This is a genomic window from Nocardioides sp. Z30_9 (assembly GCF_058215735.1).
In genome coordinates this window covers 2,138,777-2,165,239 of record NZ_JBZAJF010000001.1, presented here as the reverse complement: position 1 = coordinate 2,165,239, position 26,463 = coordinate 2,138,777, and the positions used below count along the sequence as shown (strand labels likewise).

The window sequence follows — 26,463 nt, the reverse complement described above, 5'->3', positions numbered from 1 at the left end:
TCGGCTGCCCACTTTCGGGCACCGGGTGACGGGCTCGCGCGGAATGCGGCAGAGTTCGGCCATGGCCGATCACGCGCAGCCCGAAATCGACGTACCCGCCCTCACCGCCCTGCTCGACGGCAAGTACGCCGACGTCCGCGAGATGACGCGCAGGAACCTCGCCGAGAACGCCCACGTGCTCGACGAGGCCATCGAGCTGTCGACCGCCGAGTTCCGCGAGCGCGTCCTCGAGCTGGTCCGGATGATGGCGAAGACCGGTGCGACCGGCCTCGGCTTCCCCACCGAGTACGGCGGTGGCGGCGACATCGGCGCCTCGGTCGCCGGCTTCGAGACGATGGCCTTCGGTGACCTCTCGGTCCTGGTCAAGGTCGGGGTGCAGTTCGGCCTCTTCGGCGGCGCGATCCTCCAGCTGGGCTCGAAGAACCACCACGACGCCTACATCGCCGACCTCGTCAGCGGCGACCTCCTCGGCTGCTTCGCGATGACCGAGACCGGGCACGGGTCCAACGTGCAGGCGCTGGGCACCCGCGCCGTCTACGAGCCCGAGACCCGCGAGTTCGTGATCACCACGCCCGACGCCGCCTCGCGCAAGGACTACATCGGCAACGCGGCCGCACACGCCTCGATGGCGGTGGTCTTCGCCCAGCTCGAGATCGACGGCAGCTCCGAGGGCGTGCACGCGTTCGTGGTCCCCATCCGCGACGAGCTGGGCCGCCCGGCCGAGGGCGTCCGCATCGAGGACGACGGCGAGAAGATCGGGCTCAACGGCGTCGACAACGGCCGACTGTGGTTCGACGGCGTCCGGGTGCCCCGCACGAGCATGCTGAACAGGTACGCCGAGGTCACCGAGGACGGGCGCTACCTCTCCGAGATCGACAACGTGGACCGGCGGTTCTTCACCATGCTCGGCACCCTGATCCAGGGCCGGGTGTGCGTGGGCGGGGCCGGGATCAGCGCCAGCAAGGTGGCTCTGGCGGTGGCGGTGAAGTACGCCAACAAGCGCCGCCAGTTCGGTGCGCCCGACAGCGACGAGGAGGAGCTGCTCCTCGACTACGGCATGCACCAGCGCCGGCTGATGCCGCTCCTGGCCAAGACCTACGCCCTGCACTTCGCCCAGGAGGTGCTGGTGCACGAGCTGCACAACGTGCTCTCCACCACCGAGGCCCCCGACCGGCAGCGCCGGGCCCTGGAGTCACGCGCGGCCGGGACCAAGGCGATCGGCACCTGGCACGCGAGCAGGACGATCCAGGAGTGCCGCGAGGCCTGCGGGGGAGCCGGCTACCTGATGTCCAACCGGCTCGGCGCCCTGCGCGCGGACACCGACGTGTTCACCACCTTCGAGGGCGACAACCACATCCTGCTCCAGCTCGTCGCCAAAGGCCTGCTCACCGACTACTCCTCGTCCTTCGGCGACCTCGACCAGCTCGGGATGGTCCGCTTCGTGGCCGGCCTCGCGGTCGAGACCGTCGTGGAGCGCACCAGCGCCCACAAGCTGCTCGAGCGGCTCAGGGACGTCCTGCCGGGCGGGAACGACGACCACTGGGACCAGGAGGCAGGGCTGCTGGACCCGGAGTACCAGCTCGCGATGTTCCGCTGGCGCGAGGAGCACATCCTCGCCGGGGCGGCCCGCCGGCTCAAGCGCGGGATGGACAACGGGATGGACACCGTCCAGGTGTTCAGCCAGGTCCAGGACCACGTGATCGCGGCAGGCAGGGCCCACGTCGAGCGGCTCGTGCTGGAGGCCTTCGTGGAGAAGACCGCGGCGCTGGGCGAGGGCGACAACAAGGTCGCCCTGAACATCCTGTGCGACCTCTACGCGTTGTCCACCATCGAGGCCGACCGGGCGTTCTGGATGGAGCACGGGCGGCTCTCCAGCGCCCGCTCCAAGGCGATCAGCCGCGAGGTCTCGTCGCTGTGCCGCCAGCTGCGGCCGCTGGCGGCCGACCTGGTGGACGCCTTCGGCATCCCGCCGGAGATGCTGCGGGCCGAGATGCTCGAGGAGCCGGGCAGCCCGGAGTAGCAGAGCTGGCCCACTCGGTCAGTTGTCCGGCGTACGCCCGGTCTGTGGGCTGCCGTCGTTCTTGACCTCGACCTCGTCGGCGTGATCCTTCGCGCGCTGGAAGGACGCGTTCACCTCGGCCTCGGCCTCGGCGCGGCCGACCCAGTTGGCGCCCTCGACGGACTTGCCGGGCTCGAGGTCCTTGTAGACCTCGAAGAAGTGCTGGATCTCGAGGCGGTCGAACTTCGAGACGTGGTTGATGTCGCGCAGGTGCTCCAGGCGCGGGTCCTGCGCGGGGACGCACAGCACCTTGTCGTCACCGCCGGCCTCGTCGGTCATCCGGAACATGCCGATCGCGCGGCAGCGGATCAGGCAGCCGGGGAACGTGGGCTGCTGCAGGATCACCAGGGCGTCCAGCGGGTCGCCGTCCTGGCCCAGGGTCTCCTCGATGAAGCCGTAGTCGGCCGGGTAGGCCGTCGAGGTGAACAGCGTGCGGTCCAGGCGGAGGCGGCCGGACAGATGGTCCACCTCGTACTTGTTGCGTTCACCCTTGGGGATCTCCACCAGCACGTCGAACTCCACGGAACTTCCTTCCACACGGCCACCGCACGCCCGAGCATGAGCGTGCCAGGGGCTAGTCTCGCGCACATTGACCTCGAACGGCACATCAAAGGGGGCTCGGGGCACCTTGGGTGACGTACGCCACTCTCTTCGTGGATTCTCCGCCGAGATCCTGGTCCTGGTCCTGCTCGCAAGCGCGTTCGCCAGCTACCGCTTCGACCTCGGGGAGCGCTGGTTCGGCTGGGGACCGGCCGACCCGGCCACGGACCCCTCTGCCGTGCAGCCACCGGAGGGCCTGCGCCTGCCCTCCACGGGGGTGGTCCCCCCGGTCGCCGGGGCCGGCCCCTCCCGGGCGATCGACCCGGCGCGCGTGACCGCCGCCGTGCGCCCGCTGCTGCGCAAGCGCGTGCTCGGTCCCAGCTTCGGGGTGCTCGTCACCGATCTGGGCACGGGCAAGCCGGTCTTCCAGCAGGGGCCTGCGGTGCTCACGCCCGCCTCGACCACCAAGGTGGTCACCTCGGCGGCGGCGCTGGAGGCGCTCGGGCCGATGGCGCGCTTCCGTACGACGGTCCGGTGGGTGCCCGACACCCAGCAGCTGGTGCTGGTCGGCGGCGGGGACCCCTTCCTGGCCAGCTCCCGGGGCAAGGCACAGGGCAGCTACCCCGAACGGGCCGACATCGCCACGCTGGCGCAGCAGGCCGCCCAGAAGCTGCGCGCGATGAAGGTGACCCGGGTCCGGCTGGCCTTCGACGACTCCTACTTCTCCGGTCCCGCGATCAACCCGCACTGGCCGGCGAGCTACGTCCCCGAGTCGGTGGTGCCGCCGATCAGCGCGTTGTGGGTCGACCAGGGCGCCTCTCCCGAGGGGGCCGGGTACCTCGACGACCCTGCCGCCGGGGCGGCCCGGGTGTTCCGGGACGCGCTGAGCCGTGCAGGGGTGCAGGTCGGTCCGCGGACGGTCCGCGCCACTGCGCCCGAGGGCGCGGTCGAGGTGGCCTCGGCCTCCAGCGCGCCGCTCGGCGAGATCGTCGAGCGCACGCTCGCGGTCAGCGACAACCAGGCCGCCGAGGTCCTGGCCCGCCACGTGGGCCTGGCCGAGCGCCAGGAGGGCTCGTTCGAGGCGGGCGCCGCGGCCGTGCTGGACGTGGTGCGCCGGCTCGGCGTACCCACCGACGGGGACCGGCTCTACGACGGCAGCGGGCTCTCCCGAGAGAACCGGCTCAGCCCGCAGACCCTGGCCGGCCTCCTCCGGGTGGTCGAGGAGCCCGGCCACCCCGACCTGCGCCAGGTCTTCACCGGCCTGCCGGTGGCCGGGTTCACCGGGTCGCTGGCCTATCGCTTCGACCAGGGGCCCGACGAGGCACGGGGCCGGGTGCGGGCCAAGACCGGGACGCTGACCGGGGTGCACGGGCTGGCAGGGGTGGCCGACGGCGCGGACGGCGGCCGGATGGCCTTCGTGGTGGTCGCTGACCGGGTCGGGCCGCTGAAGAACCTCGAGGCGCAGGTGCTGATCGACAAGATCGCGGCCGCCCTGGGGGCGTGCACCTGCGGCGTAGGGTCGTCGTCATGAGCGCAGCGAGCCAGTCGGGACGGCCGGGGATGATCGACTGGGACCTCGCCGTGAAGGTCGGGTCCCGCCTCGTGGGCGAGGGGCCGCAGGTCTCCCGCGCCGAGGCGGTCGAGGCCGTCGAGGAGCTCCGTGCGGGTGCCGCCCGCTCGACGCCGCTGGTCCGCGAGTACACCGGCCTGGTAGCCGAGGCGCGCACCGCCCCGGTGCTCGTCGTCGACCGGCCGGGCTGGGTCCAGGCCAACGCCGACAGCTTCGCCGCGATCGTGGCTCCGCTCATCGAGAAGCTCCAGGGCAAGAAGGGCCCGCCCTCGGCGCTGACCGAGGCGATCGGCTCCCGGGTCACCGGTGTCGAGCTCGGCGCGATGCTGGGCTTCCTGGGCTCGAAGGTGCTCGGCCAGTTCGACCCCTTCCACGACGTGCCCGGCGAGCAGGGCCGGATGCTGCTGGTCGCGCCGAACATCGTGCACACCGAGCGGGAGATCGCCGCCGATCCCCACGACTTCCGGTTGTGGGTGTGCCTGCACGAGGAGACCCACCGGGTGCAGTTCACCGCCGTGCCGTGGATGACCGACCACCTCCGCTCGGAGATGAGCAGCATCATCGACGCCGTACCGACCGACCCGGCCGCCCTGGTCGGTGACGCCGTACGCCGCGTCGGCGACGTGGTCAGCGGCAAGTCCGAGGGCAGCCTGCTCGACCTGTTCTCCAGCCCCGAGCAGAAGGCGGTGATCGAGCGGGTCACCGGCGTGATGAGCCTGCTCGAGGGACATGCCGACGTCGTGATGGACGGGGTCGGGCCCGAGATCATCCCCAGCGTCGCCGAGATCCGCCGCAAGTTCACCCAGCGCCGCAAGGGTGCCGGCGGCCTCGACCGGCTGCTGCGCCGGCTGCTGGGCCTGGACCAGAAGATGGCGCAGTACCGCGACGGCGCGGTCTTCGTCCGGGCCGCGGTCGACAAGGTCGGCCTGGAGGGCTTCAACGCGGTCTGGGCCGAGCCGGCCAACCTGCCCAGCAAGGCGGAGATCCTCGACCCCTCCCTGTGGGTCGCCCGCGTGCACGGCTGAGCATGGCGCTGGATCCCTCGGTGGCCGCGGTGCGGGTCGCCGTACGCCGCTGCCTCGCCGCCGACGGGAGCAACCCCGTCCTCGTCGCCTGCTCCGGTGGCGCCGACTCGCTGGCCCTGCTCGCGGCGAGCGTCTTCGAGGCGCACAAGGCCGGGACCCGGGTCATCGGGGTCACGGTCGACCACGGGCTCCAGCCGGGGTCCGACGAGCACACCGCCCGGGTGGTCGCCCAGATGGCGCAGCTCGGGGTCGACGAGACTGCCTCGATCAGGGTCACGGTCGACACCGGCCCCTCGGGGCTGGAGGCCGGCGCCCGCCAGGCCCGCTACGTCGCCCTCTCGCAGCTGGCCACCCACTTCGGGGCCGGGCTGGTCCTGCTCGGCCACACCCTCGACGACCAGGCCGAGACGGTGCTGCTCGGGCTGACCCGCGGTTCCGGGGGCCGGTCGCTGCAGGGGATGCGCCGCTCCTACGTCGAGGAGGGGGTCTGCTTCGCCCGCCCGCTGCTCGACCTCACCCGGGCCCAGACCGAGGCCGCCTGCCGCGCCGAGGGGATCACCTGGTGGGAGGACCCGCACAACACCGATCCCCGGTTCACCCGCTCGCGGATCCGGCACACGGTGCTGCCGGTGCTCGAGCGCGAGCTCGGCCCGGGGGTGGCCGCGGCCCTGGCCCGGACCGCGGAGCAGCTCCGGGAGGACCTGGAGTTCGTGGAGCCGTTCGAGCTCGAGGCCTACGAGCGGGCCCGGACCGACGACGGCCTCGACCTGGGTGCGATCAACGACATCGCCGAGGCGATCCGCTCCCGCGTCGTACGCCGTGCCGCGATCGCCGCCGGCGCCATCCCCTCCGAGCTCACCCACGCCCACGTCCGCGCCGTACAGCGCCTCGCCGGCACCAGGGGCAAGCAGGTCCAGCTCCCCGGCCACGTCACGGCGTACGCCGACGGCCCCCTGCTCCGGTTCCGCCCGACGGGATAGTCCGAGACATTTCCGGTCCGATTTGCGTGTTCAGACGACGGAACTGTCTCGGACTATCCGGATCAGATCGCCTCGGCCAGCAGGCGCAGGGTGTCCTCGCGGGCGGGGGAGGCGTCGGGGGCCGTGCCGAGGAACGCGCCGCCGACGGGGTGGAGCATCACCTCGTCGACGTCGAAGGTGCTGGCGAGCTCGCGGACCTGGGCTGCCGCGGTGTCGGGGGAGCCGATCACCCAGCGGGTGCGCATGGAGTCGATCAGGCCCTGGTGGGCGGCCGGGACCGGGTCCTTCTCGGCCTCCTCGACGGAGCGCTGGGCGCGCAGCTGGCCGCCGGTGCGCAGCTGGACCATCGCCTCGAGCTGCGGCAGCGCGAGCCGGTCGGCCTCATCCTGGGTCGCGGCGACAGACGCGTTCACGGTCAGGAACGTGCGCGGCTCGGCGAGCGCCTCGGAGGGCTGGAAGGTGGAGCGGTACAGCTCCAGCGCGCGGGCGGTTCCCTCGCCGGAGAAGTGGTGCGCGAACACGTAGGGCAGCCCACGCTGGGCGGCCAGCCGCGCCGAGTAGTCCGAGGAGCCGAGCAGCCACACGGGCGGCACCGAGGTGGCCTGCGGGGTGGCGAGCAGCGGGTGCATCCGGCCCTGGACCTGGAGCCCGACTCCCTCGGGGCTCATCATCGAGACGATGTTGTCGACGTACGTCGGGAACCGCGCCACCGCGTCGTCCTCGACCCCGCCGGCGCCGTGCCGCAGCGCCCAGCTGGTCACCGGGTCCGACCCGGGGGCGCGGCCGATGCCGAGGTCGATCCGGCCGGGGTACGCGGCCTCGAGCAGGGCGAACTGCTCGGCGATCACGAGGGGCGCGTGGTTCGGCAGCATCACGCCGCCGGAGCCCACCCGGATCCGCTCGGTGGCGGCGGCCACCATCGCGATCAGCAGCGGCGGGTTCGTGGCGGCCACCGCCGGCATGTTGTGGTGCTCGGCGAGCCAGTAGCGGCGGTAGCCCGCCTCCTCGGCGGCGCGGGCGAGGCGACGGGTGGCCGCGAGGGCGTCGCTGGTGGTCTGGTCGGTCCGGACGGGGACGAGATCGAGTACGGAAAGGTGCATGAACGGCACAACGCTCGGGGGACCCTGAGACTTCCCGCGACCGGTGACGTGGCAGGCTTTCGCACATGGACGCAGCAGACGTCGAAGGTGACCTCGTCAACATCATGTTCACCGAGGAGCAGATCCTGGGTCGACTCCAGGAGATGGCCCGGCAGATCGAGCGGGACTACGAGGGCGAGGACCTGCTGATCGTCGGCGTCCTGCGCGGTGCCGTGATGGTGATGGCCGACCTCGGCCGGGCGTTCAACCGCCACGTCGAGATGGACTGGATGGCGGTGTCCTCCTACGGCTCGGGCACGAAGAGCTCCGGCGTCGTACGCATCCTCAAGGATCTCGACACCGACATCAGCGGACGTCACGTGCTGATCGTCGACGAGATCATCGACACCGGCCTCACGCTGATGTGGCTGACCTCCAACCTGAACTCGCGCAACCCCGCGTCGGTGGAGATCTGCACGCTGCTGCGCAAGCCGGACGCGCAGAAGATGAACATCGACCCCAAGTACGTCGGCTGGGACATCCCCAACGAGTTCGTGGTCGGCTACGGCCTCGACTACAACGAGAAGTACCGCAACCTCAGGGACATCGGGACCCTCGCTCCGCACGTCTATTCATAGGCGCCGGACGCCCCAGAGACGCCCCGGAGACGCTCCAGAGACGCGGCAGAGACGCCTCTGGGAAGCCGGATGGGGAGACTCGTTCCACGCTGTGGAGTGACCTGAGAGGATTACGCGGTGAAGCGAATCGTGCGTAGTCCATGGCTCTGGATCCCGGTTGCCGTGGTCGGTGTCCTGCTGGCCCTCCAGTACCTCGTGCCCAACGGTGGGTACACCGAGGTCGAGACCTCCCAGATGGTGGAGGACATCAACTCGGGCAAGGTCAAGGAGGTCACCTTCGTCGACGGCGGCGACCAGCAGATCCGGGCGACGCTGGACGACGGCAAGAAGGTGATGGCCACCTGGGTCACCGGTCAGCAGGTCAAGCTGGTCAACCAGGTCCAGGACCAGGTCGACAAGGGCACCATCAAGGACTTCAACGTCAAGAACCCCAAGCCCAGCCTGCTGGGCTCGATCCTCGCCACGCTGCTCCCGCTGGTGCTGATCGTGCTGCTGTTCCTGTTCCTGATGAACCAGGTACAGGGCGGCGGCGGCAAGGTGATGCAGTTCGGCAAGTCCAAGGCCAAGCTGATCACCAAGGACATGCCGCAGACGACCTTCGCCGACGTGGCCGGCTGCGAGGAGGCGATCGAGGAGCTCGGTGAGATCAAGGAGTTCCTCCAGGAGCCGGCGAAGTTCCAGGCCGTGGGTGCCAAGATCCCCAAGGGCGTGCTGCTCTACGGGCAGCCCGGAACCGGCAAGACGCTGCTCGCGCGTGCGGTCGCCGGCGAGGCGGGCGTCCCGTTCTACTCCATCTCCGGCTCGGACTTCGTGGAGATGTTCGTCGGTGTCGGCGCCTCCCGCGTGCGCGACCTGTTCGAGCAGGCCAAGGAGAACGCCCCCGCGATCGTGTTCATCGACGAGATCGACGCCGTCGGCCGCCACCGCGGCGCCGGCATGGGCGGCGGTCACGACGAGCGCGAGCAGACCCTGAACCAGCTGCTGGTGGAGATGGACGGCTTCGACGTGCGCGGCGGGGTCATCCTGATCGCCGCGACGAACCGTCCCGACGTGCTCGACCCGGCGCTGCTGCGCCCGGGCCGCTTCGACCGCCAGATCAGCGTGGACGCCCCCGACCTCAACGGGCGCTTCGAGATCCTCAAGGTGCACGCGCGCGGCAAGCCGATCGCGCCCGACGTGGACCTGCTCTCCGTGGCCCGCCGTACGCCGGGCTTCACCGGTGCGGACCTGGCCAACGTGCTCAACGAGGCGGCCCTGCTGACCGCGCGCGAGAACGGGAAGCTGGTCGACAAGCACGCCCTCGACGAGGCGATCGACCGAGTCATCGCAGGTCCGCAGAAGCGCACCCGCCTGATGAGCGAGAAGGAGCGGATGATCACGGCGTACCACGAGGGCGGCCACGCCCTGGTCGCCGCGGCGCTCCCCGGCACCGACCCGGTGCACAAGGTCACGATCCTGCCGCGCGGCCGGGCGCTGGGCTACACGATGGTCCTCCCCGACGAGGACAAGTACTCCCAGACGCGCTCGGAGATGCTGGACAAGATGGCCTACATGATGGGCGGCCGGGCAGCGGAGGAGATGGTCTTCCACGACCCGACCACCGGCGCCGGCAACGACATCGAGAAGGCCACCTCGCTGGCCCGCGCGATGGTGACCCAGTACGGCATGACCGAGCGCCTCGGCGCGATCAAGCTCGGCGAGACCGAGGGCGAGCCGTTCCTGGGCCGCGACATGGGCCACACCCGCAACTACTCGGAGTCCATCGCGGCCATCGTCGACGAGGAGACCAAGAACCTCCTCGCCGCCGCGCACCAGGAGGCGTTCGACATCCTGGAGGAGAACCGGGACGTCCTCGACAGCCTGGTGCTCGCGCTGATGGAGAAGGAGACGCTGGACAAGGCCCAGATCGCCGAGATCTTCGAGCCCCTGCGCCGCCGTGCGCGTCGTCCCGCGTGGACCGGGTCGCCCGAGCGCAACCCGTCGAACATCCCGCCCGTGGTGATCCCGGAGAAGATCCGGGTGGCGGCCGCCGAGGGCGCCACCACCGACGAGGACCAGAACGCGGCGGTGATCACGCCTCCCGGACCGGGCGGGGACGTCCACGGGGAACCGGGACTCGGGGTCAACCCGCCGGCCCCGCCGAGCCCTTCGTCATGACCGTCGACCCCATCGGCGAGGGGCAGGGGGCGGTGGCGGCGTTCGACCACGACCGGGCCGCCGCCGCGGTGCGCGAGCTGCTGATCGCGATCGGTGAGGACCCTGACCGCGAGGGGCTCCAGGAGACCCCGGCCCGGGTCGCCAGGGCGTACGCCGAGCTGACCCAGGGGATCCACCAGCGGCCGGAGGACGTGCTCAGCACCACCTTCGACATCGGGCACGACGAGATGGTGCTGGTGCGCGACATCGAGCTGTGGTCGATGTGCGAGCACCACCTGGTGCCGTTCACCGGGGTGGCCCACGTGGGCTACATCCCGAACGAGAACGGGAAGATCACCGGGCTCTCCAAGCTCGCGCGGCTGGTCGACGTCTACGCCAAGCGCCCGCAGGTCCAGGAGCGCCTGACCACCCAGGTCGCCGACGCCATGGTCGACATCCTCGAGGCCCGCGGCGTGATCGTGGTGATCGAGGCCGAGCACCTGTGCATGACCATGCGCGGGGTCCGCAAGGCGGGCGCCCGCACGATCACCTCCGCCGTGCGCGGCATCATGCACCGCCCCGCCACGCGTGCCGAGGCGATGTCCCTGATCAACGCCGCACGACGATGAGCCGGCCCACCCGGAAGCCGCTGCAGCTGCGATGACCGGCCGGGAGTCGTGGGCCGAGGGCCTGCCGGTGCTGACCCGTCCGCTGGTGATGGGGGTGGTCAACGTCACGCCCGACTCCTTCTCCGACGGGGGGCAGCACGCCACCACGGACGCGGCGATCGCCCACGGCCTGCACTTGCACGCCCGGGGCGCCGACCTGCTCGACATCGGCGGGGAGTCCACCCGGCCGGGGGCCACCCGGCCGCTGGCCGCCGAGGAGCTCGACCGGGTCGTCCCGGTGATCCGGGCACTGGCCGCCGACGGGGTCGCGGTCTCGGTCGACACGATGCGCCACGAGGTCGCGCACGCGGCGCTCGAGGCCGGCGCGGTGCTGGTCAACGATGTCTCCGGCGGGCTGGCGGACCCGCAGGTCCTCGACGTGGTCGCCGAGCACGGAGCGGCGTACGTCGCGATGCACTGGCGGGCCCACTCCGAGGTGATGCAGCAGCTGGCGTCCTACGACGACGTGCTGGTCGAGGTCCGCGACGAGCTCTCGCAGCGCATCGAGGACGCGGTCGCCGCGGGGGTGGACCCCGACCGGATCGTGGTCGACCCCGGCCTGGGGTTCGCCAAGATGCCGACGCACAACTGGGAGCTGCTGCGCCGGCTGCCGGAGCTGGAGACGCTCGGGACGCCGATCCTCGTGGGCTCCAGCCGGAAGTCCTTCCTCGGCTCCCTCCTGGCCGATCCCGACGGCAACCCGAGGGCGGTTCACGACCGTGAGGACGCCAACGTGGCCCTGACCACCATCGCCGCGATCCAGGGGGTCTGGGCGGTCCGGGTGCACGAGGTCCGGGCCAGCCTGGACGCCATCCGGGTGGTCAGCCGCTGGCGCGGAGACGGCTGAGAGCGGCGTTCGCGCAGGTCAGGACGCCGCAGGCGAGCAGGGTGGGACGGCCGTTCCGGTCCCATGCACCCGCCGGTAGTGTCTGACCACGATGACCGACCAGCTCAGTACCGTTCCCGCACGCCAGCCGGTGGACCGCCTCGCGGTGCGGGGTCTCGCGATCCACGGGCACCACGGCGTCTTCGACTTCGAGCGTCGCGACGGCCAGGAGTTCGTGATCGACCTCGTGCTCGGCATGGACACCAGCGCGGCCGCGCGCAGCGACGATTTGCAGGACACGGTCGACTACGGAACTCTTGTCGATGAGGTCCGGTCGGCCGTCGAGAACGACCCGGTCGACCTGATCGAGACCTTGGCGCAGCGGATCGCGGACACCTGTCTGCGTCACGCCGGGGTCGAGGACGTAGAAGTGACCGTGCACAAGCCGCACGCCCCGATCCAGGCGAAGTTCGACGATGTCGCCCTGACCATCAACCGGAGCTCCACGTGACCGAGTCCCCCAATCCCAACATCGTCGACACCGACAGCCTCACCGGTGAGATGCACCCGATCCGCCGTGCGGTGATCTCGATCGGGTCCAACCTCGGTGAGCGCCGGGCCAACCTGCAGGGCGCGGTGAACGCGCTGGCGGACACCCCCGACGTGTGGGTCACCGACGTGTCGCCGGTCTACGAGACCGACCCTGTCGACGCTACCGAGGGCTCCAAGGAGTTCCTGAACGCGATCGTGCTGCTCGACACCACGCTCTCCGCGCGCACCCTGCTCGAGCGGGCCCTCGCGACCGAGGCCGCCTACGGCCGTGAGGCGGGCGGGGAGCGCAACGCTCCGCGCACCCTCGACGTCGACCTGATCGTGCTCGGCGACCGCCGTGCCGACGAGGACGACCTCGTGCTGCCGCACCCTCGCGCCGCGGGCCGGGCGTTCGTGCTGGTGCCGTGGCTCGACCTCGAGCCCGACGCCGAGATCCCCGGCGTCGGCCCCGTCAAGGAGCTGGTCGAGAAGACCGGCCGCGACGGTGTCCGGCTGCGCGAGGACATCGAGCTCGAGCTCGGCTGAGGCCCATGGGCTCGACGAGGCGCTGCTCGAGGCCGCACCCGTGAGCGGGCCCGGCGACGAGCAGCCCCGCGGACGCCGCGAGGAGTCCGGGCCGGACGACGAGTCCGAGCAGCCGGACCAGCAGGGCCGGATCCAGCCGACCGGGCCGGGTCCGCTGGTGCTGACCGGTGTCGTGGGCATGGTGGTGGGCTGGGCGGTCCGCCCGCTGTGCCTGCGGCTGGGGCTGGCCGAGCCGGACGTCTCGCTGTTCTCGGTGGCACTGCTGTTCTTCGCCGCCGCGATCATCGGCGGCACGGCGTACCTCACCTGGCGCACGGTGCGTCGCGACCGCTTCGCCCTGGCCACGCACCAGGCCGTGAACCGGCTGGTGCTGGGCAAGGCGTGCGCCCTGGTCGGGGTGCTGCTGGCCGGTGGGTACGTCGGGTACGCCGTGAGCCAGCTCGGGGTCGGCGACCCCTCCTCGACCACCCGGCTGTGGCACTCGGGCCTCGCGGCGCTCGGCGCGGCCGCTGCGACGGGGGCAGCCCTGGCACTGGAGCATGCGTGTCGCGTGCCCCGCCCCAGGGAGTAGCGACCTAGGCTGCGGCGCATGGCCGCCCCGCGCACCCGCATGCGCCGTCGTCAGCGCAGTGTCCGGCTCACCGTGGCGGTCTCGCTGCTCTGCGTGGCCACGGCCGCGGTCCTCGCCTCGCTGCCGACCCAGTCGCCGCTGTGGCTCAGCCTGGCCTCGGTGACCTCGCTGGTGCTGGGGTGGACCGCCGTCCGCATCACCTGGACCGAGGTGCTCCAGTCGCGGCGCGAGAACGCCAGGGACCGCGCCGCTGCTGCGGCCGCCTACAAGACGCTGTTCAGTGAGCGGGCGGCCGAGCACGCCGAGTTCACCACCGCGATGACCGAGCGCCTGGCCGAGTCCCACCTGTGCCAGCGCGAGCTCGAGGGCCTGCTCACCCAGCACGAGACCCGGGCCCAGCGTGCGGAGTCCCGGCTCGCGCAGGCCGAGGAGCGGGTGCACGTGCTCGAGGACAGCATCGCCGTGCTCCGCGGCGAGAGCGCCGTCCCCGTCTCCGACCCGCTCGTCGAGCTGGTCGCCTGGGACGCGCAGCAGAGCGCCCAGCGCTCGGCCCAGCAGCAGGCTGAGACCCAGGTCACGCTGAAGCAGGCCTGAACCCTCTCCGACGGCGCGGTCGGCGAGCGGTCTGGGAGACTTCCCGAACGTGAGCCCGGAATGCGATAGTCGGCGCACGGCAGCCGAGGGCTCACCGAAGGTGCGTGTGGCCTTCCGCCGCGTCGGCGCCTCCGAGAGGCTGGACGCCTCACCGGGCCCGGTCCCCGAGCAGGAGGAGACCCGAGGATGATCCGCTTCGACCGAGCCACCAAGCGCTACCCGGACGGGACCGTCGCGGTGGACGAGCTGGACCTCGAGGCACCGACGGGGGAGATCACCGTCCTGGTCGGCCCGTCGGGATGCGGCAAGACCACCTCGCTGCGGATGATCAACCGGATGGTCGAGCCGACCTCCGGCAAGATCTGGCTCGACGGGACCGACACCGGCACCATCGCGGCCCACGAGCTGCGCCGGCAGATCGGCTACGTGATCCAGCACGCCGGGCTGTTCCCACACCGCACGATCCTGGACAACGTGGCGACGGTGCCCTTCCTGCTCGGCACCAAGAAGGCCACGGCCCGGGCGCGTGCGATGGAGCTGCTGGAGCGGGTCGGCCTCGACCCTGCGTTCGCTACCCGCTATCCCGGTCAGCTCTCCGGTGGCCAGCAGCAGCGTGTCGGCGTCGCCCGGGCACTGGCCGCCGACCCGCCGGTGATGCTGATGGACGAGCCCTTCTCGGCCGTCGACCCGGTGGTCCGCGAGCAGCTCCAGGACGAGTTCCTGCGGCTGCAGGGCGAGCTCGGCAAGACGATCGTGTTCGTCACCCATGACATCGACGAGGCGATCAAGCTCGGTGACCGGGTCGCGGTGCTGCGCGTCGGTGGGCAGCTGGCCCAGGTCGCCACCCCGGCAGAGCTGCTCTCGCGACCCGTGGACGCCTTCGTCGCGGGCTTCGTGGGGCGCGACCGGGGCTACCGGGCCCTCGGGTTCACCAGCGCGGGCACGATCGAGACCCACGACGAGGCCACGGTCACGATGGGTGAGCCGCTGCCCTCGGGCGGCGACGGCGAGTGGCTGCTGGCGGTCGACGGGTCCGGTGAGCCGCAGGGGTGGCTGAACCTCGACGACGAGCCGCACGGCACGGTGGTCGAGGACCGGATGCTCTACCGCGGCGGGACCCTGGCCACCCAGGGCGGCACCCTGCGTGCGGCCCTGGACGCCTGCCTGTCCTCGCCCTCGGGGCGCGGCATCGTCGTCGACGACTCCGGCCGGCTGCTCGGCTCGACCACGGCGAGCGAGGTGCTCGCCCTGATCGAGGCTCCCGCCGGGGTCCCGGAGACGCCGAGGTGATCCCTCTGGACTCCGCGAGCTCGTCGCCGTGGCACTTCTTCGGCTACTTCCTCGACCATCGCTCCGAGGACCTCGGCTACCTGTGGGACCACACCTGGCTCTCGGTGGTCCCCGTCGTGGTGGGGCTGCTCCTCGCGTTGCCCCTGGGCTGGCTCTCCCGACGCCACGGCTGGCTCTACCCGCCGATGATGTCGATCTCCGGACTGCTCTACACGATCCCTTCCATCGCGCTGTTCGTGCTGATCCCGCCGTTGCTGGGGCTCGACCCGCTCAGCCCGGTCCAGGTGCCGATCGCGCTGAGCGTCTACTCGCTCGCGCTGCTGGTGCGCGTGGTCGCTGACGGCCTCGGAGCCGTCCCGCAGGAGACCCTGCAGGCGGCGACGGCGCTGGGCTACCGCCCGCTGGGCCGGTTCTTCCGTGTGGAGCTGCCGATGGCGGTGCCGGTGATCACCGCCGGGCTGCGGGTCGCGATCGTCGCCAACGTCAGCATCGTCACCGTCGCCGGCACGATCGGCTTCGACAACCTGGGCCGCCTCTTCGACGAGGGCTTCAAGCTGTCCACGGACACGCCGTACTACCCGCCGATCGTCCTCGGCATCGTGCTGTGCGTGCTCCTCGCCGCCACCCTCGACGGCCTGGTGCTCCTGGCCAGCCGGTTGCTGACCCCGTGGCGACGGGCGGTGAGCGCATGATCGGCTCCGTCTTCGACTGGCTCACCGACCCGGTGCACTGGGAGGGCACGAACTTCGACCCCGGCATCTGGGAGCAGCTCGGCGCCCACCTCGAGTACTCCGCAGTCGCCCTCGCGATCGCCCTGGTCCTCGCGCTGCCGCTCGGGCTCTGGATCGGGCACTCCCACCGCGCCACCTGGCTGGTGAGCGCGGCCAATGCCATCCGGGCCCTGCCCAGCGTCGGCCTGCTCGTGCTGCTCGTGGTGATGATCGCGCCCAACTTCTACGGCCGCACCGACGCCGGCTACGTGATCCCGACCGAGATCGTGCTGGTGCTGCTGGCGATCCCCTCGATTCTGTCCAACACCGTTGCCGGGGTGCAGAACGTCGACCCGGCTGCGCGGGACGCGGCGTACGGCATGGGGATGACCGGTCCGCAGGTGCTGTTCCGGGTGGAGCTGCCGAACGCGCTGCCGCTGATCTTCTCCGGCTTCCGCTCCGCCACGCTCCAGGTGATCGCGACCGCCACGATCGCCGCCTACGTCACGCTCGGCGGCCTGGGCCGGTTCATCTACGACGGCCTCGCGCAGCAGGACTACCCGCAGATGGTGAGCGGCGGGCTGCTGGTCGCGGCCCTCGCGCTCGCGGCGGACCTGCTCCTGGCCGCGCTGCAGCGACTGTCCGTATCGCGGGGAATCACCGGCCGCACGCGTCGTGCGGACCGTGAGGGGTACGACGGCAATGGCGGGGCGACCCCCGACTCGCGCACGGCAGTGCTCGAGCAGGAGCTCACCGCGGAGGCAGCATGACCAGGGCCCGGCTCGCCGAGAAGTTGTCCACCAGTGGAAACCACCAGGAGAAGAACATGAGAACCAAGCTCGTTGCGCTCGCAGCGACCGCCACCGCCCTGACCCTGGGCCTGAGCGGGTGCGGGTCGAGCGACTCGGACTCGGACTCGGGCTCCAAGAGCGGGAGCGGGACGATCGCCTCCCAGATGATCTTCGGGGGACCGCCGGAGTTCAAGACCCGCACCGACGGGATCCCCGGCCTGGAGAAGAACTACGGGGTGAAGTTCGCCAAGTACACCGTCACCGACGTCGGCGGCCCGGTGACCGTGAACGCGCTCAAGCGCGGACAGGTCGACGCGGTCGACCTGTTCACCACCGACCCGGCCATCGAGGCGAACGACTTCGTGATCCTCGAGGACCCCAAGTCGAACTTCGCAGCGCAGAACATCGTCCCGATCATCAACAAGGACAAGGCGACCGACGGCGTCAAGAAGGTCCTCGACGGGATCTCGGCGAAGCTGACCACCGACGGCGTCGGTGACCTGATCGGTGAGGTCACCAACGAGAAGAAGGAGCCCGCCGCGGTCGCGAAGAGCTGGCTGGCCGAGAACTTGCCGACCACCACCACGGACTCCGCGAAGGACGTGTCGCTGACCGTCGGCTCGGCGAACTTCACCGAGAACGAGATCCTCGCCGAGATCTACGCGCAGGCGCTGGAGGCGCAGGGAGCCACGGTCAAGAAGAAGCTGAACATCGGGAGCCGGGAGAAGTACTACCCGGCGCTGGAGTCGGGCTCGCTCGACCTCTTCCCCGAGTACACCGGCACGATCCTGACCTTCATCGACAAGAACACCACCGCCACCAGCCCCGAGGACGTCTACGCCGCCCTGACCAAGGCGCTGCCGGCGAACCTGGTCGCGCTGGAGCAGTCGGAGGCCCAGGACAGCGACGCGGTCGTGGTCACCAAGGAGACGGCCGAGAAGTTCGACCTGAAGACGATCGCGGACCTCGCCAAGAAGGGCTGAGCCCGCACGGCCCCACCACGGGACCACTGAGCGGCGGCGCCGGGCCCACGGGGTCCGGCGCCGCCGGCGAGCGGGGCCGACCGATAAAGTGCGGCGCATGCCTTCGTCCTTCCTGGTCACCGGTGGTGCTGGATTCATCGGTTCCAACTTCGTGCGTCACGTGCTCGAGCACACCGACGCCCACGTGACCGTGCTCGACAAGCTCACCTACGCCGGGGACCGGCGCACCCTGGAGGGGCTGCCGCCCGAGCGGCTCGAGCTGGTCGTGGGCGACATCGCGGACCCCGCGCTGGTGGGGGACCTGGCCGCCAGGACCGCCGCCGAGGACGGGGTGCTGGTGCACTTCGCGGCGGAGTCGCACAACGACAACTCGCTCGACGACCCGTCGCCGTTCATGCACACCAACCTCACCGGCACCTTCACCCTGCTCGAGGCCGCCCGGCGTCACGACCTGCGGATGCACCACATCTCGACCGACGAGGTGTACGGCGACCTCGAGCTCGACTCGCCGGACAGGTTCACCGAGGCCACGCCGTACAACCCCTCGAGCCCGTACTCCTCGACCAAGGCAGGCTCGGACCTGCTGGTCCGCGCCTGGGTGAGGTCCTTCGGGGTGCGCGCCACGATCAGCAACTGCTCGAACAACTACGGCCCCTACCAGCACGTGGAGAAGTTCATCCCGCGCCAGATCACCAACCTGATCGACGGCATCCGGCCGCGGCTGTACGGCGCCGGCCTCAACGTGCGCGACTGGATCCACGCCGAGGACCACAGCTCCGCGGTGCTGCGGATCATCGAGCGCGGCGAGATCGGCCAGACCTACCTGATCGGGGCCGACGGGGAGCGGAACAACCTGGAGGTCGTCCAGGCCCTGCTGCGCCTGATGGGCCGCCCCGAGGACGACTTCGACCACGTCAACGACCGGGCCGGGCACGACCTGCGCTACGCGATCGACTCCACCAAGCTCCGCACCGAGCTGGGCTGGGAGCCGGCCATGACCGACTTCGAGAGCGGGCTGGCCAGCACGATCGAGTGGTACCGCACCCACGAGGACTGGTGGCGCCCCCGCAAGGCCGCCACCGAGGCGAAGTACGAAAAACTGGGCCAGTGAGCGAAGGGTGCAGACCCTGATTCTCGGCTAGCCTGATCGGGCGTTCCTGCACCCGAGCTCCAGGAGTCCGCCGATGCACGTTCAGGTCCCCGTGCTGTGCGAGAGTCTCGACGACCTCGCCCGCACCTCCGGTGCCCTCGACCTCCAGCAGGTCCCGCTGCCGGACTTCTCGGTCACCTACGTGGTCCCGGAGCTCGACCCGGCGTCGCGGGAGCGACTCGAGGACCTCGTCCGGAAGCGGCCGAACCTCGAGGTCGTCACCGTGGAGGCCGACGGCTGGGGTCCGGCGATGGAGCGGGTGGTGACGCACAGCCGTGCGGACGGCCTCCTGGTGATCAGGATCGGCGACCTGCTCCATCCCGAGGCGATCGCCCGGCTGACGGCCGTGGCGGAGCAGGGCCACGACCTCGTCGTGGGCCGCCGGGTCGGGCAGGCGACGTGGGGCGCGGAGGCCTCCGGGGGACCCGTGGCCGTCGCCCTGGTGTCGGCCTCCCTGGCCGCCGGCGTGCCCGTGCCGTCCGCCGAGTCCGCCGCCGGCTGGCTGGACGGCTGGCACCAGACGCTGCTCGCCGAGGCGAAGAAGGTAACGGCCCTGGAGGACTACCCGGTGCTGGCCGCCTCGCAGGCTGGCGGCGACGCCGGCGTCGAGGACGAGGTCACGGTCCGGGAGCCGAGCGCGACCTGGGACGGCGTCGACCTGGTCCTGGGCGCCATCGCCTCCGTGGCGTGGCCCGAGGCGGAGTACCGCTTCGCCGTACGCGGTCAGGACGGGATCGAGTACGCCGTGCCGACGCAGGCCGAGACCACCACGGACGGGGTCGTGCTCAGCGGGCGGCTCGACGTGGGGACCGCTGCGCTCGGTCACCCCCTCGACGAGGGCGACTGGCTCGTCGGGGTCCTCGCCACTGCACCCGGGCACAGCGCCTGGTCCCCGCTCCCGCGGACCCGGCTGGCCGCGGGCCTGATCAGCGGACGCCCGGTGGTGCCGACGCTGCAGAGCGACGACCTGCTGCTGCAGGTGGACCGGGTCCGGCGCCGCTACTTCAAGCCCGACCACACCGCGGCGCGGATCACCGAGTCGGTCGAGGGCATCGAGCTGGTGCTGCCGGTCCGGGGTCCCCACGTGGCCCGGACCGACGAGCTGGCGGGCTCCCTGCTCCTGGGCGGCCTGAGGATCCCTGCGGTGCTGCGGACCGACGCCGAGGGGACGCACCTCCAGGCGTGGCTCTCCGGGCTCGCCGGCCGCTACCCGCTGTCCGTCGCGTTCGGGAACATGAAGCCGGCGCCGCTGGGCCTGACCCTCGCCGTGGACGGGGTGGGCTCCATGTCCCTGGAACCCACCTCATCGCTCACCTCATCGCTCACCTCGGGGTCCGGCCCGGCGCCGGGCGCGGCCGGGACGTCCGGTGCGGGTGTCCTGGTCCGGGTGCGCAAGGCGGTGCCGGGCCCGGTGGTCGCGGGCCTGCGCAAGGTGCCCGCGCTGCGCCGGTGGTACGGCGACCGGGTCGGCTGACCCGGAGAGGCTGCCTCGTGGGTCAGGCGGGGACCCGGCCCGCGAAGGCCGGGCCCAGGCTGGTGGTGAGCGCCTGGTTGAGGTCGGTCCGAAAGCTCGGGTTGCCCTCACGGGACTCGCGCAGCACGTCCCAGAACCCCGAGTCCAGCACCCGCTGGGGTGACGAGACGCTGGTGCGGTCCAGCAGCAGCTCCGGCACGTCCTGGGGGTCCGGCCGCCGCCTGCTGGCCAGGATCGCCTCGAAGTTGTCCGCGAGCACGGTGCTGCCCGGGTCCAGCCCCATCACCAGCAGCAACCCGGTCGGGCTGGTGTTGACCGGCACCACGGAGAGCTCGGGGCGGTACTGGGCCAGCACGTCGAGGATCGGGAAGACGTCGCCGGTCCACTCCGTCGTGTGCCGCTCGCGGGCCGCTTCGTCGACCGAGCGCGGGAGGACGTCGTCGAAGACGATCAGGGACTGCTCCGTGCAGTGCCGCTCGGTGTTGATGAAGTCGCGCAGTGCGAACTCGAAGAGGTGCAGACCGTCGATGAAGGCCAGGTCGAAACGACGCCCGCCGGTGGGCTCGAGAGGGTCCTCACGGCTGAAGTACTCGTCGCTCGTCGTACGGATCAGGGCGTAGTCGCCGTCGAGCGGCGTGACGATCTTGAAGCCGGGGTCGATGCCCACGGAACGGCAGGAGGAGAGCCGGATGCTCTTGCCCTCGGCGACGCCGATCTCGAGGTAGGTCTGCGGCTGCAGCCGAGCGTGCATCTGCGTGAAGAAGTCGAGGTAGTACATGCACAGGGACACTAATCCGAGACACGGTGAGCCGGATAGACCCTGGACGCTGCGCGCTACGTTTGGCGCTCTCGCGTGTAACCATCTGCCATGCCGCTCATCCGTTCCCCGTTGCTGCGCAGGTTCACGCCGGTCCAGCTCGCACGTCCGTCCGTCCAGCCGCAGGTCCACGAGGTCGGTCCGCGGCTGGCGGCCTACCGCCGCGCGCTGGCGGGCCTCCGGATCGAGACCGTGGCGATGGTGGCGGGTCCCGGCGACCTCGACGCGCTGTACGCCTCCCTGCGCGAACTGCTCGACGGCGCCTCGGTGACCGGGTTCGTCCTGGGTGAGGGGTCGGAGGAGAAGCCCGCCGTGCCCGGGGAGCGCGTTCCGGAGGTGCCGTGGCCGCGGCACCCGGTCGCGACCTCGCCCGAGCTGCATCAGCTGATGTCGAGCTCGGGCCCCTACGACCTCGTCGTCGAGCACGGCTCGACCTCCCAGTACGAGAAGCGCCGCCTGCTGAGGTGGCTGCTGGGCCACGTCCGCTCGGGTGGGGTCTACGTCGTCGACGACGCGGCCTCGGTCTGGTCCGACGACGGGGCCGACGTCACCGGGGGCAACGTCGTCGAGCTCGCCTGCCGGCTGGCGCAGGCCGCCGGTGGCGCAGCCGCACCCGCCGCGGGCCTGGACCCGTTGGATCGCGAGCTCGCCAGGACGATCGAGAGCGTCGAGGTCTCCCGGGACCTCGTCGTCGTACGGCGTCGTGGCGAGGTGAGCATCAAGGTCCGGCACACCGAGCTCGAGCCGATCCTGCGGCGCCGGGAGGGTGCCGACTGGTCCCGCGTCGTGCGCAAGATACGCCGCACGGTCGTCGATTCCAGCGCCCTGGGCCACCACAACGACGAGGAGCAGCGGGCCAGGCGCTACCCGGTCAGGTTCGGGGTCCCCAAGCTCCTGCTCCGCGAGTACGACGACGTCGTCGCCCTCCCCGCGGGGCTGCTCGTCAAGGACAACCTGGTCCTGCCCGACTCCTTCCGGCTGTGGGGTGGCCCGATGCAGACGCGGACCCGGCTGCGCGACACCTCGCACTACTTCGTGCACGCCCCAGACGTGTCGTCGCCCGACCGGCTCGTCGGGCAGTACTACCACCTCGACCACGAGTACCCCGCGCACTTCGGCCACTTCATGACCGAGCGGCTCGGCAGGCTCTGGGGCTGGCCGCAGGCGAAGGCCGCCAACCCCGGCCTCAAGCTGCTGGTCAGCAAGGTGGTGCCGTTCCAGCTCGAGCTGCTCGCGGCCTTCGGCATCCCGCCCGAGGACGTCGTGGTCTTCGACGGGGCGGTGCGGGTCGACTCGCTGGTCGCGGCGATGCCGATGTACCACATCGGGCGCTACGTCAGCCCGCAGATCAGGGACGTCTACAGCCGGCTGCAGAGCGGTGTCGAGCAGGTGCACGGAGCCGGGTACGAGCGCATCTTCCTCAGCCGCCAGCGCGGGCTCTGGCGCGAGTGCGTCAACGCCGACGAGCTCGAGGCGCTGTTCGCGGCGCGCGGGTTCACGGTGCTGCGGCCCGAGGAGCACACGATCGCCGAGCAGGCGGCGCTGTTCCGGGAGGCCAGGGTCGTCGCCGGCTACATCGGCTCACAGCTCTACGGCCAGCTGTTCAGCCGTGAGCACCTCGACGTGATCGGGTTCGTCGGAGCTTCCTACAACTCCAACAACGAGTACCTCCTGGCCACGGCGCTGGGGCACACGCTGCACCAGTTCTGGTGCCCCGAGGAGCCGGTCCTGCGCGAGAAGGACGTCACCGGACGGCCGATCACCGGGATGCACCGGGACTACCGGTTCGACTTCGCGCGCGACCAGCCGGCCCTGGAGCAGCTGCTCGACCGGTTCTGAGCCCCGGTCCGGAGCCCGCTGCCAGTCGGGTCAGGCGGACGGGCCGAAGACGGCGTCGACGACGCGGCCGGTGGTCCCGGTGTCGTCCCAGGGGGTGAACCGGTCCCGGAAGGCGGCTCGGGCCCCTGCGTAGTCGTCGGGGGCGTAGTCGTCGGGGGCGTGTTCGTCGCCGGAGAGCGCTGCGTCGCGCAGGTGCTGGACCAGTGCCTCCTGGTCGGCGAACAGCGGGCCCGGGGCGGTCGCCTCGAAGTCGAAGTAGAACCCGCGCAGGCGGTCGCGGTAGTCGACCAGGTCGGGCACCAGGAACATCATCGGCCGGTCGAGCAGGGCGTAGTCGAACATCACCGAGGAGTAGTCGGTGACCAGCGCGTCGCTGGCGAGGTAGAGGTCGTTGATGTCGGGGTAGAGCGTGACGTCGATGACCTTCGAGGACCCGTCGCCGGCGACCGATCCCGAGCCGGAGGTGTTGGCGTGCCCGCGGACCAGCACCACGGTCCCCGGCACCGCCTCGACCACCTCGCGGGCGTCGAGGTAGAGGACCTTGGAGTGGGAGCCGCCGGACCTGGCGGTCTCCCGCCAGGTGGGCGCGTAGAGCAGGACCCGCTGGTCCTCGGCGATGCCGAGCCGGCGTCGTACGTCCTGGCGGCGCTCCTCGCGCCCGGGACCGACCAGCGCCTCGTTGCGCGGGTAGCCGCTCTCCAGAAGCTTGCCGTGGTAGTCGAAGGCGCGCGGGAAGATCTCGGAGCAGAAGGGGCTCGGGGAGATCAGGAAGTCCCACACGGAGGCCTCGTAGACCATGGTCCGGCTGTAGGTCACCGAGAGGTAGCGGGTGTCCTCCATGTCGTTCGCGATCCGCTTCAGCGGGGTGCCGTGCCAGGTCTGCAGGTAGACCTGCCCGGGCGCCTTGCGGAAGTAGAACGGGAAGTTCGCGTTGTTGACGACGTACGCCGCACGGCCCAGCAGCTCGTACCACTCCCGGCTCTGGCGGACCACGCCCCGAGTCCCCGGGGGTACGGCGACCGAGCTGTCGGCGATGCTCCACACCAGGTCGAGGCCGGCGTCACGGCGCAGCAGCTCGCGGGCGATCGCGGCGAGCGAGTCGCCGGTGCTGGTGCCGTTGAACGCCTCGAACAGCACGCAGGGCAGCCGGGGGGCGGCGATCGCCTCCGGGTAGACCTCGGTGCGCAGGTGCTGTCGCTGCCGGGGCGAGGCCTCGGACTGCGGGAGCGGCCGGGACCAGACCTCGATCTGGCACAGGTGCGACGTCCCGACCTCGGCGTGCAAGGGCGACTGGTCCACCACCAGGGGCAGGCGCCGGCGCAACGAGGTCGCGGCGAACACGTAGCTGCTCTCCTCGGCGTCCCCGGAGGGAGCCCCGGCGGGGTGGCCGGGAGCGTGATCGGTGGCGTCCGCCGGCTCCAGGGCCAGGAGGTAGAGGCCCGCGGTGAGCGGGGTCCGGCCCAGCCCCCAGGGGTCCTGCTCCAGCGGCAGCTCGACCTCGAAGTCACCCGCGGGCAGCGGGGCCGAGGGCAGGCCGGTGCTGCGGGGACCGCGCAGGTGGAGGTGCCCGCCCGCGGCGGCGAGGGTGGTGCCGCGCACCACGAGCGACCTCTCGCCCTCGATCACCTCGGAGATCGCCGCCGCCGGCAGCGGCTCGCCCACCAGGACGTTCTGCGCCGGGCCCCGGTGCACGAAGCCCCCGACCGCGTTGCTCCCCAGGACGTTCGGCTCCTCGGCCCACAACACGTCGAGCTTCACGCCGGACGCGTGCCGGGTGCGCAGCCGCTGCCCGGACCCGGGCTGCAGCCGGACCAGCGCCGTGCCGTCGCCGCGGACCTCGAGCGGCACCGGGGTGTTGGGCTCGCCGCGGCGGGCGAGCCAGGCCCGCGTGGGCGGGTCCGAGGCAGGGACCTCGAGGGTGAGCTCGAGGGTGGAGTCGTCGAGGGGGCGGTGGCTGCTCGACCAGGCCCAGGTGTCGTGGACGAGCAGGCGGTGGCCCGTGTCCACCACCCCGGCCAGCCGCACCATCCGGCCGTTGCAGTTGCGGGGCTCGCGGCTCGCACCGTTGCAGGTGGGGACGACGTGGGTGAGGTTGCTGACCCGCTCGAAGCCGCCCTGCCGCTGGGTGAACTCCAGGAGCAGGCTGGCCTGGCCCTCCGGCGCGACCTTCGCCAGCCAGTCGCCGTCGATCCGCGCCTCGAACCCGGTGTCGGACATGTCCGCGAAGGCCATCCGGGCGAGGTGGTCGAGCTCGAGGTCGGCGTACCTGCTCACCGGCACCTCGAGGCGCTCGCCCTCAGGGGTGACGAGGTGGAGCTCCAGGGTGGGGGAGCCGAAGTCGCGCGGCAGCGGGGCGAGGTACGCCGAACCGCGCAGGACCAGCTCGTGGTCCTCCCAGGTCGCGCCGACCAGCCGGACCACGGGCCGCACGTCCACCTCGTAGATGCGGCACACCCAGTCGGGCAGGTCCTCGTCGCTGATCTCGAAGGGCGGGGCGTAGGCGAGGTGGTCGCCGCGGTCGACGGTCGGCAGCCCGGTCTGGTCGCGCTCGAACCACGCGCGGAGCTCGACGCCGAGGTCGAGCCGGCCGTGGCTGAGCACCCACGACTTCGCCCGGTTGCGGAAGGCGACCCTGCTCCACACGTGCGGGGGGACCTCGGTGCGCAGTCGCTCCAGGCGCCCGAACAACAGCTTCACGTAGTCGGGATCGGCGTTGAGGGCAGCCATCAGGTAGTTGGGGAAGTCGTAGTCCAGGAGCTTGAGGTACCACGTCTCCCGGATCAGCTCGGGCGCCTCGCGCATCATCTCCGCGCACTCCACCTGGCTGCGCAGGCGGTCGCGCAGGTCCGCGATCGAGGACTTCTGCTGGGTGATGGAGCTGCCGTCGAGCCGGGTCCGCCAGATGTAGACCCGCTGCCGCAGGACGTCGAAGGAGCGCGCCGTGAGGTAGGCGCGGGTGATCGGGACCTGGTCCTCGTAGCGGACGCCCTCGACGAAGCGGAAGCCGTTGCGCCTCCAGAACGAGCGCCGGAACACCTTGTTCCACGCGGTGATGTCGAGGAGCAGGTCGGGCTCGTCGACCAGCGTGATCCCGGTGCGGTTGCGTCCCATCGTCCGCCGGACCCAGTTGGGCCTGACCGAGGCGGACTCGTCGCCGCGCTCGAAGACACCGGTGACGAAGTCCGAGCCGCTGCGCCGCAGCTGCTCCACCATCGCCTGGTAGGCGTCGGGCATCACCAGGTCGTCGGAGTCGAAGAACGCGATGAACTCCCCGGTGGCGTGCTCGGCCCCGGTGTTGCGGGCCGCGCCCAGACCGGCGTTCTCCTTGGTGACGATCGAGATCCGGTCGTCGCGGGCGGCGTACTCGCGCACGATGCCGATGGAGCCGTCGGTGGAGCCGTCGTCGACGACGATGATCTCCAGGTCCGCGAGAGTCTGGGTCACCAGGCTCTCCATCGCCGGCCGGATCCAGTCCCCGACGTTGTAGACCGGGACCACCACGCTCAGCGCCGGCCTCCGCCCGGGGAGCCGGCTGGCCACCTTGCCGCGGGCCCGGTGGGCCACTCGGGAGACCCGCCGTGGCGCCCGTCGCAGGCGCCCTGCCACCGCCCGTGCCCGCTTCAGCGGGCGGTCGATCGGGGGCAAT

Annotated in this window: 23 protein-coding genes; 19 read left to right on the top strand and 4 right to left on the bottom strand. The window is 71.4% G+C overall.

All coding sequences use genetic code 11. The features are described 5' to 3' along the window. Positions 1–61: 61 nt before the first annotated feature. Positions 62–2,020, top strand: a complete 1,959-nt coding sequence (locus AC4BGB_RS10505; protein WP_490546723.1) for an acyl-CoA dehydrogenase family protein — start codon at positions 62–64, stop codon at positions 2,018–2,020. 18 nt (positions 2,021–2,038) lie between these two features. Here AC4BGB_RS10505 and AC4BGB_RS10500 read toward each other — a convergent pair whose 3' ends face one another. Beyond that, positions 2,039–2,581 carry an inorganic diphosphatase gene (locus AC4BGB_RS10500; RefSeq protein ID WP_490546722.1) on the bottom strand — a complete coding sequence of 181 codons (543 nt, stop codon included), beginning with the start codon at positions 2,579–2,581 and terminating at the stop codon, positions 2,039–2,041. Between the two features lie 106 nt (positions 2,582–2,687). On the opposite strand from AC4BGB_RS10500, the gene dacB reads away from it, so the two are divergent. From dacB to tilS, 3 genes are read left to right on the top strand one after another with little or no spacing between them, the layout of a single operon-like run. Next, positions 2,688–4,130 (top strand): D-alanyl-D-alanine carboxypeptidase/D-alanyl-D-alanine endopeptidase, encoded by a 1,443-nt coding sequence (dacB, locus tag AC4BGB_RS10495; protein ID WP_490546721.1) that lies wholly within the window; start codon positions 2,688–2,690, stop codon positions 4,128–4,130. Continuing rightward, the gene (locus AC4BGB_RS10490) at positions 4,127–5,194 is read left to right on the top strand and encodes a zinc-dependent metalloprotease (RefSeq protein WP_490546720.1); all 1,068 of its coding nucleotides are present in this window, start codon (positions 4,127–4,129) and stop codon (positions 5,192–5,194) included. Before dacB ends, AC4BGB_RS10490 begins: the two co-directional genes overlap by 4 nt. 2 nt (positions 5,195–5,196) lie before the next feature. After that, positions 5,197–6,174: a tRNA lysidine(34) synthetase TilS gene (gene tilS / locus AC4BGB_RS10485; RefSeq protein WP_490546719.1), complete on the top strand. Its 978-nt coding sequence runs from the start codon at positions 5,197–5,199 to the stop codon at positions 6,172–6,174. A 62-nt stretch (positions 6,175–6,236) separates the two neighbouring features. Here the strand turns inward: tilS and AC4BGB_RS10480 are convergent, their stop codons facing one another. Beyond that, positions 6,237–7,274, bottom strand: a complete 1,038-nt coding sequence (locus AC4BGB_RS10480; RefSeq protein WP_490546718.1) for an LLM class flavin-dependent oxidoreductase — start codon at positions 7,272–7,274, stop codon at positions 6,237–6,239. A 65-nt stretch (positions 7,275–7,339) separates the two neighbouring features. On the opposite strand from AC4BGB_RS10480, the gene hpt reads away from it, so the two are divergent. From hpt to AC4BGB_RS10410, 14 genes are all read left to right on the top strand, one after another. Next, positions 7,340–7,891: a hypoxanthine phosphoribosyltransferase gene (gene hpt, locus AC4BGB_RS10475; protein ID WP_490546717.1), complete on the top strand. Its 552-nt coding sequence runs from the start codon at positions 7,340–7,342 to the stop codon at positions 7,889–7,891. Between the two features lie 117 nt (positions 7,892–8,008). Then, the gene (ftsH, locus tag AC4BGB_RS10470) at positions 8,009–10,048 is read left to right on the top strand and encodes an ATP-dependent zinc metalloprotease FtsH (protein WP_490546716.1); all 2,040 of its coding nucleotides are present in this window, start codon (positions 8,009–8,011) and stop codon (positions 10,046–10,048) included. Next, positions 10,045–10,656, top strand: a complete 612-nt coding sequence (gene folE / locus AC4BGB_RS10465) for a GTP cyclohydrolase I FolE (RefSeq protein ID WP_490546715.1) — start codon at positions 10,045–10,047, stop codon at positions 10,654–10,656. The genes ftsH and folE overlap by 4 nt, the downstream gene beginning before the upstream one ends. 31 nt (positions 10,657–10,687) lie before the next feature. After that, entirely contained in the window at positions 10,688–11,542 is an 855-nt protein-coding gene (gene folP / locus AC4BGB_RS10460; protein ID WP_490546714.1) for a dihydropteroate synthase, read from the top strand. Positions 11,543–11,633: 91 nt separating this feature from the next. After that, entirely contained in the window at positions 11,634–12,032 is a 399-nt protein-coding gene (gene folB, locus AC4BGB_RS10455; protein WP_490546713.1) for a dihydroneopterin aldolase, read from the top strand. Further along, the gene (gene folK, locus AC4BGB_RS10450; protein ID WP_490546712.1) at positions 12,029–12,598 is read left to right on the top strand and encodes a 2-amino-4-hydroxy-6-hydroxymethyldihydropteridine diphosphokinase; all 570 of its coding nucleotides are present in this window, start codon (positions 12,029–12,031) and stop codon (positions 12,596–12,598) included. Before folB ends, folK begins: the two co-directional genes overlap by 4 nt. A 40-nt stretch (positions 12,599–12,638) precedes the next feature. Continuing rightward, on the top strand, positions 12,639–13,169 hold the full coding sequence (locus AC4BGB_RS10445) for a DUF3180 domain-containing protein (protein ID WP_490546711.1): 531 nt from the start codon (positions 12,639–12,641) through the stop codon (positions 13,167–13,169). 18 nt (positions 13,170–13,187) lie between these two features. Further along, the gene (locus AC4BGB_RS10440) at positions 13,188–13,763 is read left to right on the top strand and encodes a hypothetical protein (protein WP_490546710.1); all 576 of its coding nucleotides are present in this window, start codon (positions 13,188–13,190) and stop codon (positions 13,761–13,763) included. A gap of 186 nt (positions 13,764–13,949) precedes the next feature. Continuing rightward, the gene (locus AC4BGB_RS10435; protein ID WP_490546709.1) at positions 13,950–15,053 is read left to right on the top strand and encodes an ABC transporter ATP-binding protein; all 1,104 of its coding nucleotides are present in this window, start codon (positions 13,950–13,952) and stop codon (positions 15,051–15,053) included. Further along, entirely contained in the window at positions 15,050–15,745 is a 696-nt protein-coding gene (locus tag AC4BGB_RS10430) for an ABC transporter permease (protein ID WP_490546708.1), read from the top strand. The genes AC4BGB_RS10435 and AC4BGB_RS10430 overlap by 4 nt, the downstream gene beginning before the upstream one ends. Next, positions 15,742–16,533 (top strand): ABC transporter permease, encoded by a 792-nt coding sequence (locus AC4BGB_RS10425; protein ID WP_490546707.1) that lies wholly within the window; start codon positions 15,742–15,744, stop codon positions 16,531–16,533. The genes AC4BGB_RS10430 and AC4BGB_RS10425 overlap by 4 nt, the downstream gene beginning before the upstream one ends. 56 nt (positions 16,534–16,589) lie before the next feature. Further along, positions 16,590–17,537 (top strand): glycine betaine ABC transporter substrate-binding protein, encoded by a 948-nt coding sequence (locus AC4BGB_RS10420; RefSeq protein WP_490546706.1) that lies wholly within the window; start codon positions 16,590–16,592, stop codon positions 17,535–17,537. A gap of 97 nt (positions 17,538–17,634) precedes the next feature. Continuing rightward, positions 17,635–18,648, top strand: a complete 1,014-nt coding sequence (gene rfbB / locus AC4BGB_RS10415) for a dTDP-glucose 4,6-dehydratase (RefSeq protein ID WP_490546705.1) — start codon at positions 17,635–17,637, stop codon at positions 18,646–18,648. A gap of 73 nt (positions 18,649–18,721) precedes the next feature. Then, a complete protein-coding gene (locus AC4BGB_RS10410; RefSeq protein WP_490546704.1) occupies positions 18,722–20,161 on the top strand; it encodes a hypothetical protein in 1,440 nt (479 codons plus the stop codon). Positions 20,162–20,183: 22 nt separating this feature from the next. Here AC4BGB_RS10410 and AC4BGB_RS10405 read toward each other — a convergent pair whose 3' ends face one another. Then, on the bottom strand, positions 20,184–20,939 hold the full coding sequence (locus tag AC4BGB_RS10405; protein ID WP_490546703.1) for a class I SAM-dependent methyltransferase: 756 nt from the start codon (positions 20,937–20,939) through the stop codon (positions 20,184–20,186). 90 nt (positions 20,940–21,029) lie between these two features. On the opposite strand from AC4BGB_RS10405, the gene AC4BGB_RS10400 reads away from it, so the two are divergent. Next, positions 21,030–22,817, top strand: a complete 1,788-nt coding sequence (locus AC4BGB_RS10400) for a glycosyltransferase family 61 protein (RefSeq protein ID WP_490546702.1) — start codon at positions 21,030–21,032, stop codon at positions 22,815–22,817. 30 nt (positions 22,818–22,847) lie between these two features. On the opposite strand, the gene AC4BGB_RS10395 is transcribed toward AC4BGB_RS10400, so the two are convergent. Then, positions 22,848–26,462 (bottom strand): bifunctional glycosyltransferase/CDP-glycerol:glycerophosphate glycerophosphotransferase, encoded by a 3,615-nt coding sequence (locus AC4BGB_RS10395; protein ID WP_490546701.1) that lies wholly within the window; start codon positions 26,460–26,462, stop codon positions 22,848–22,850. Position 26,463: the final 1 nt, after the last annotated feature.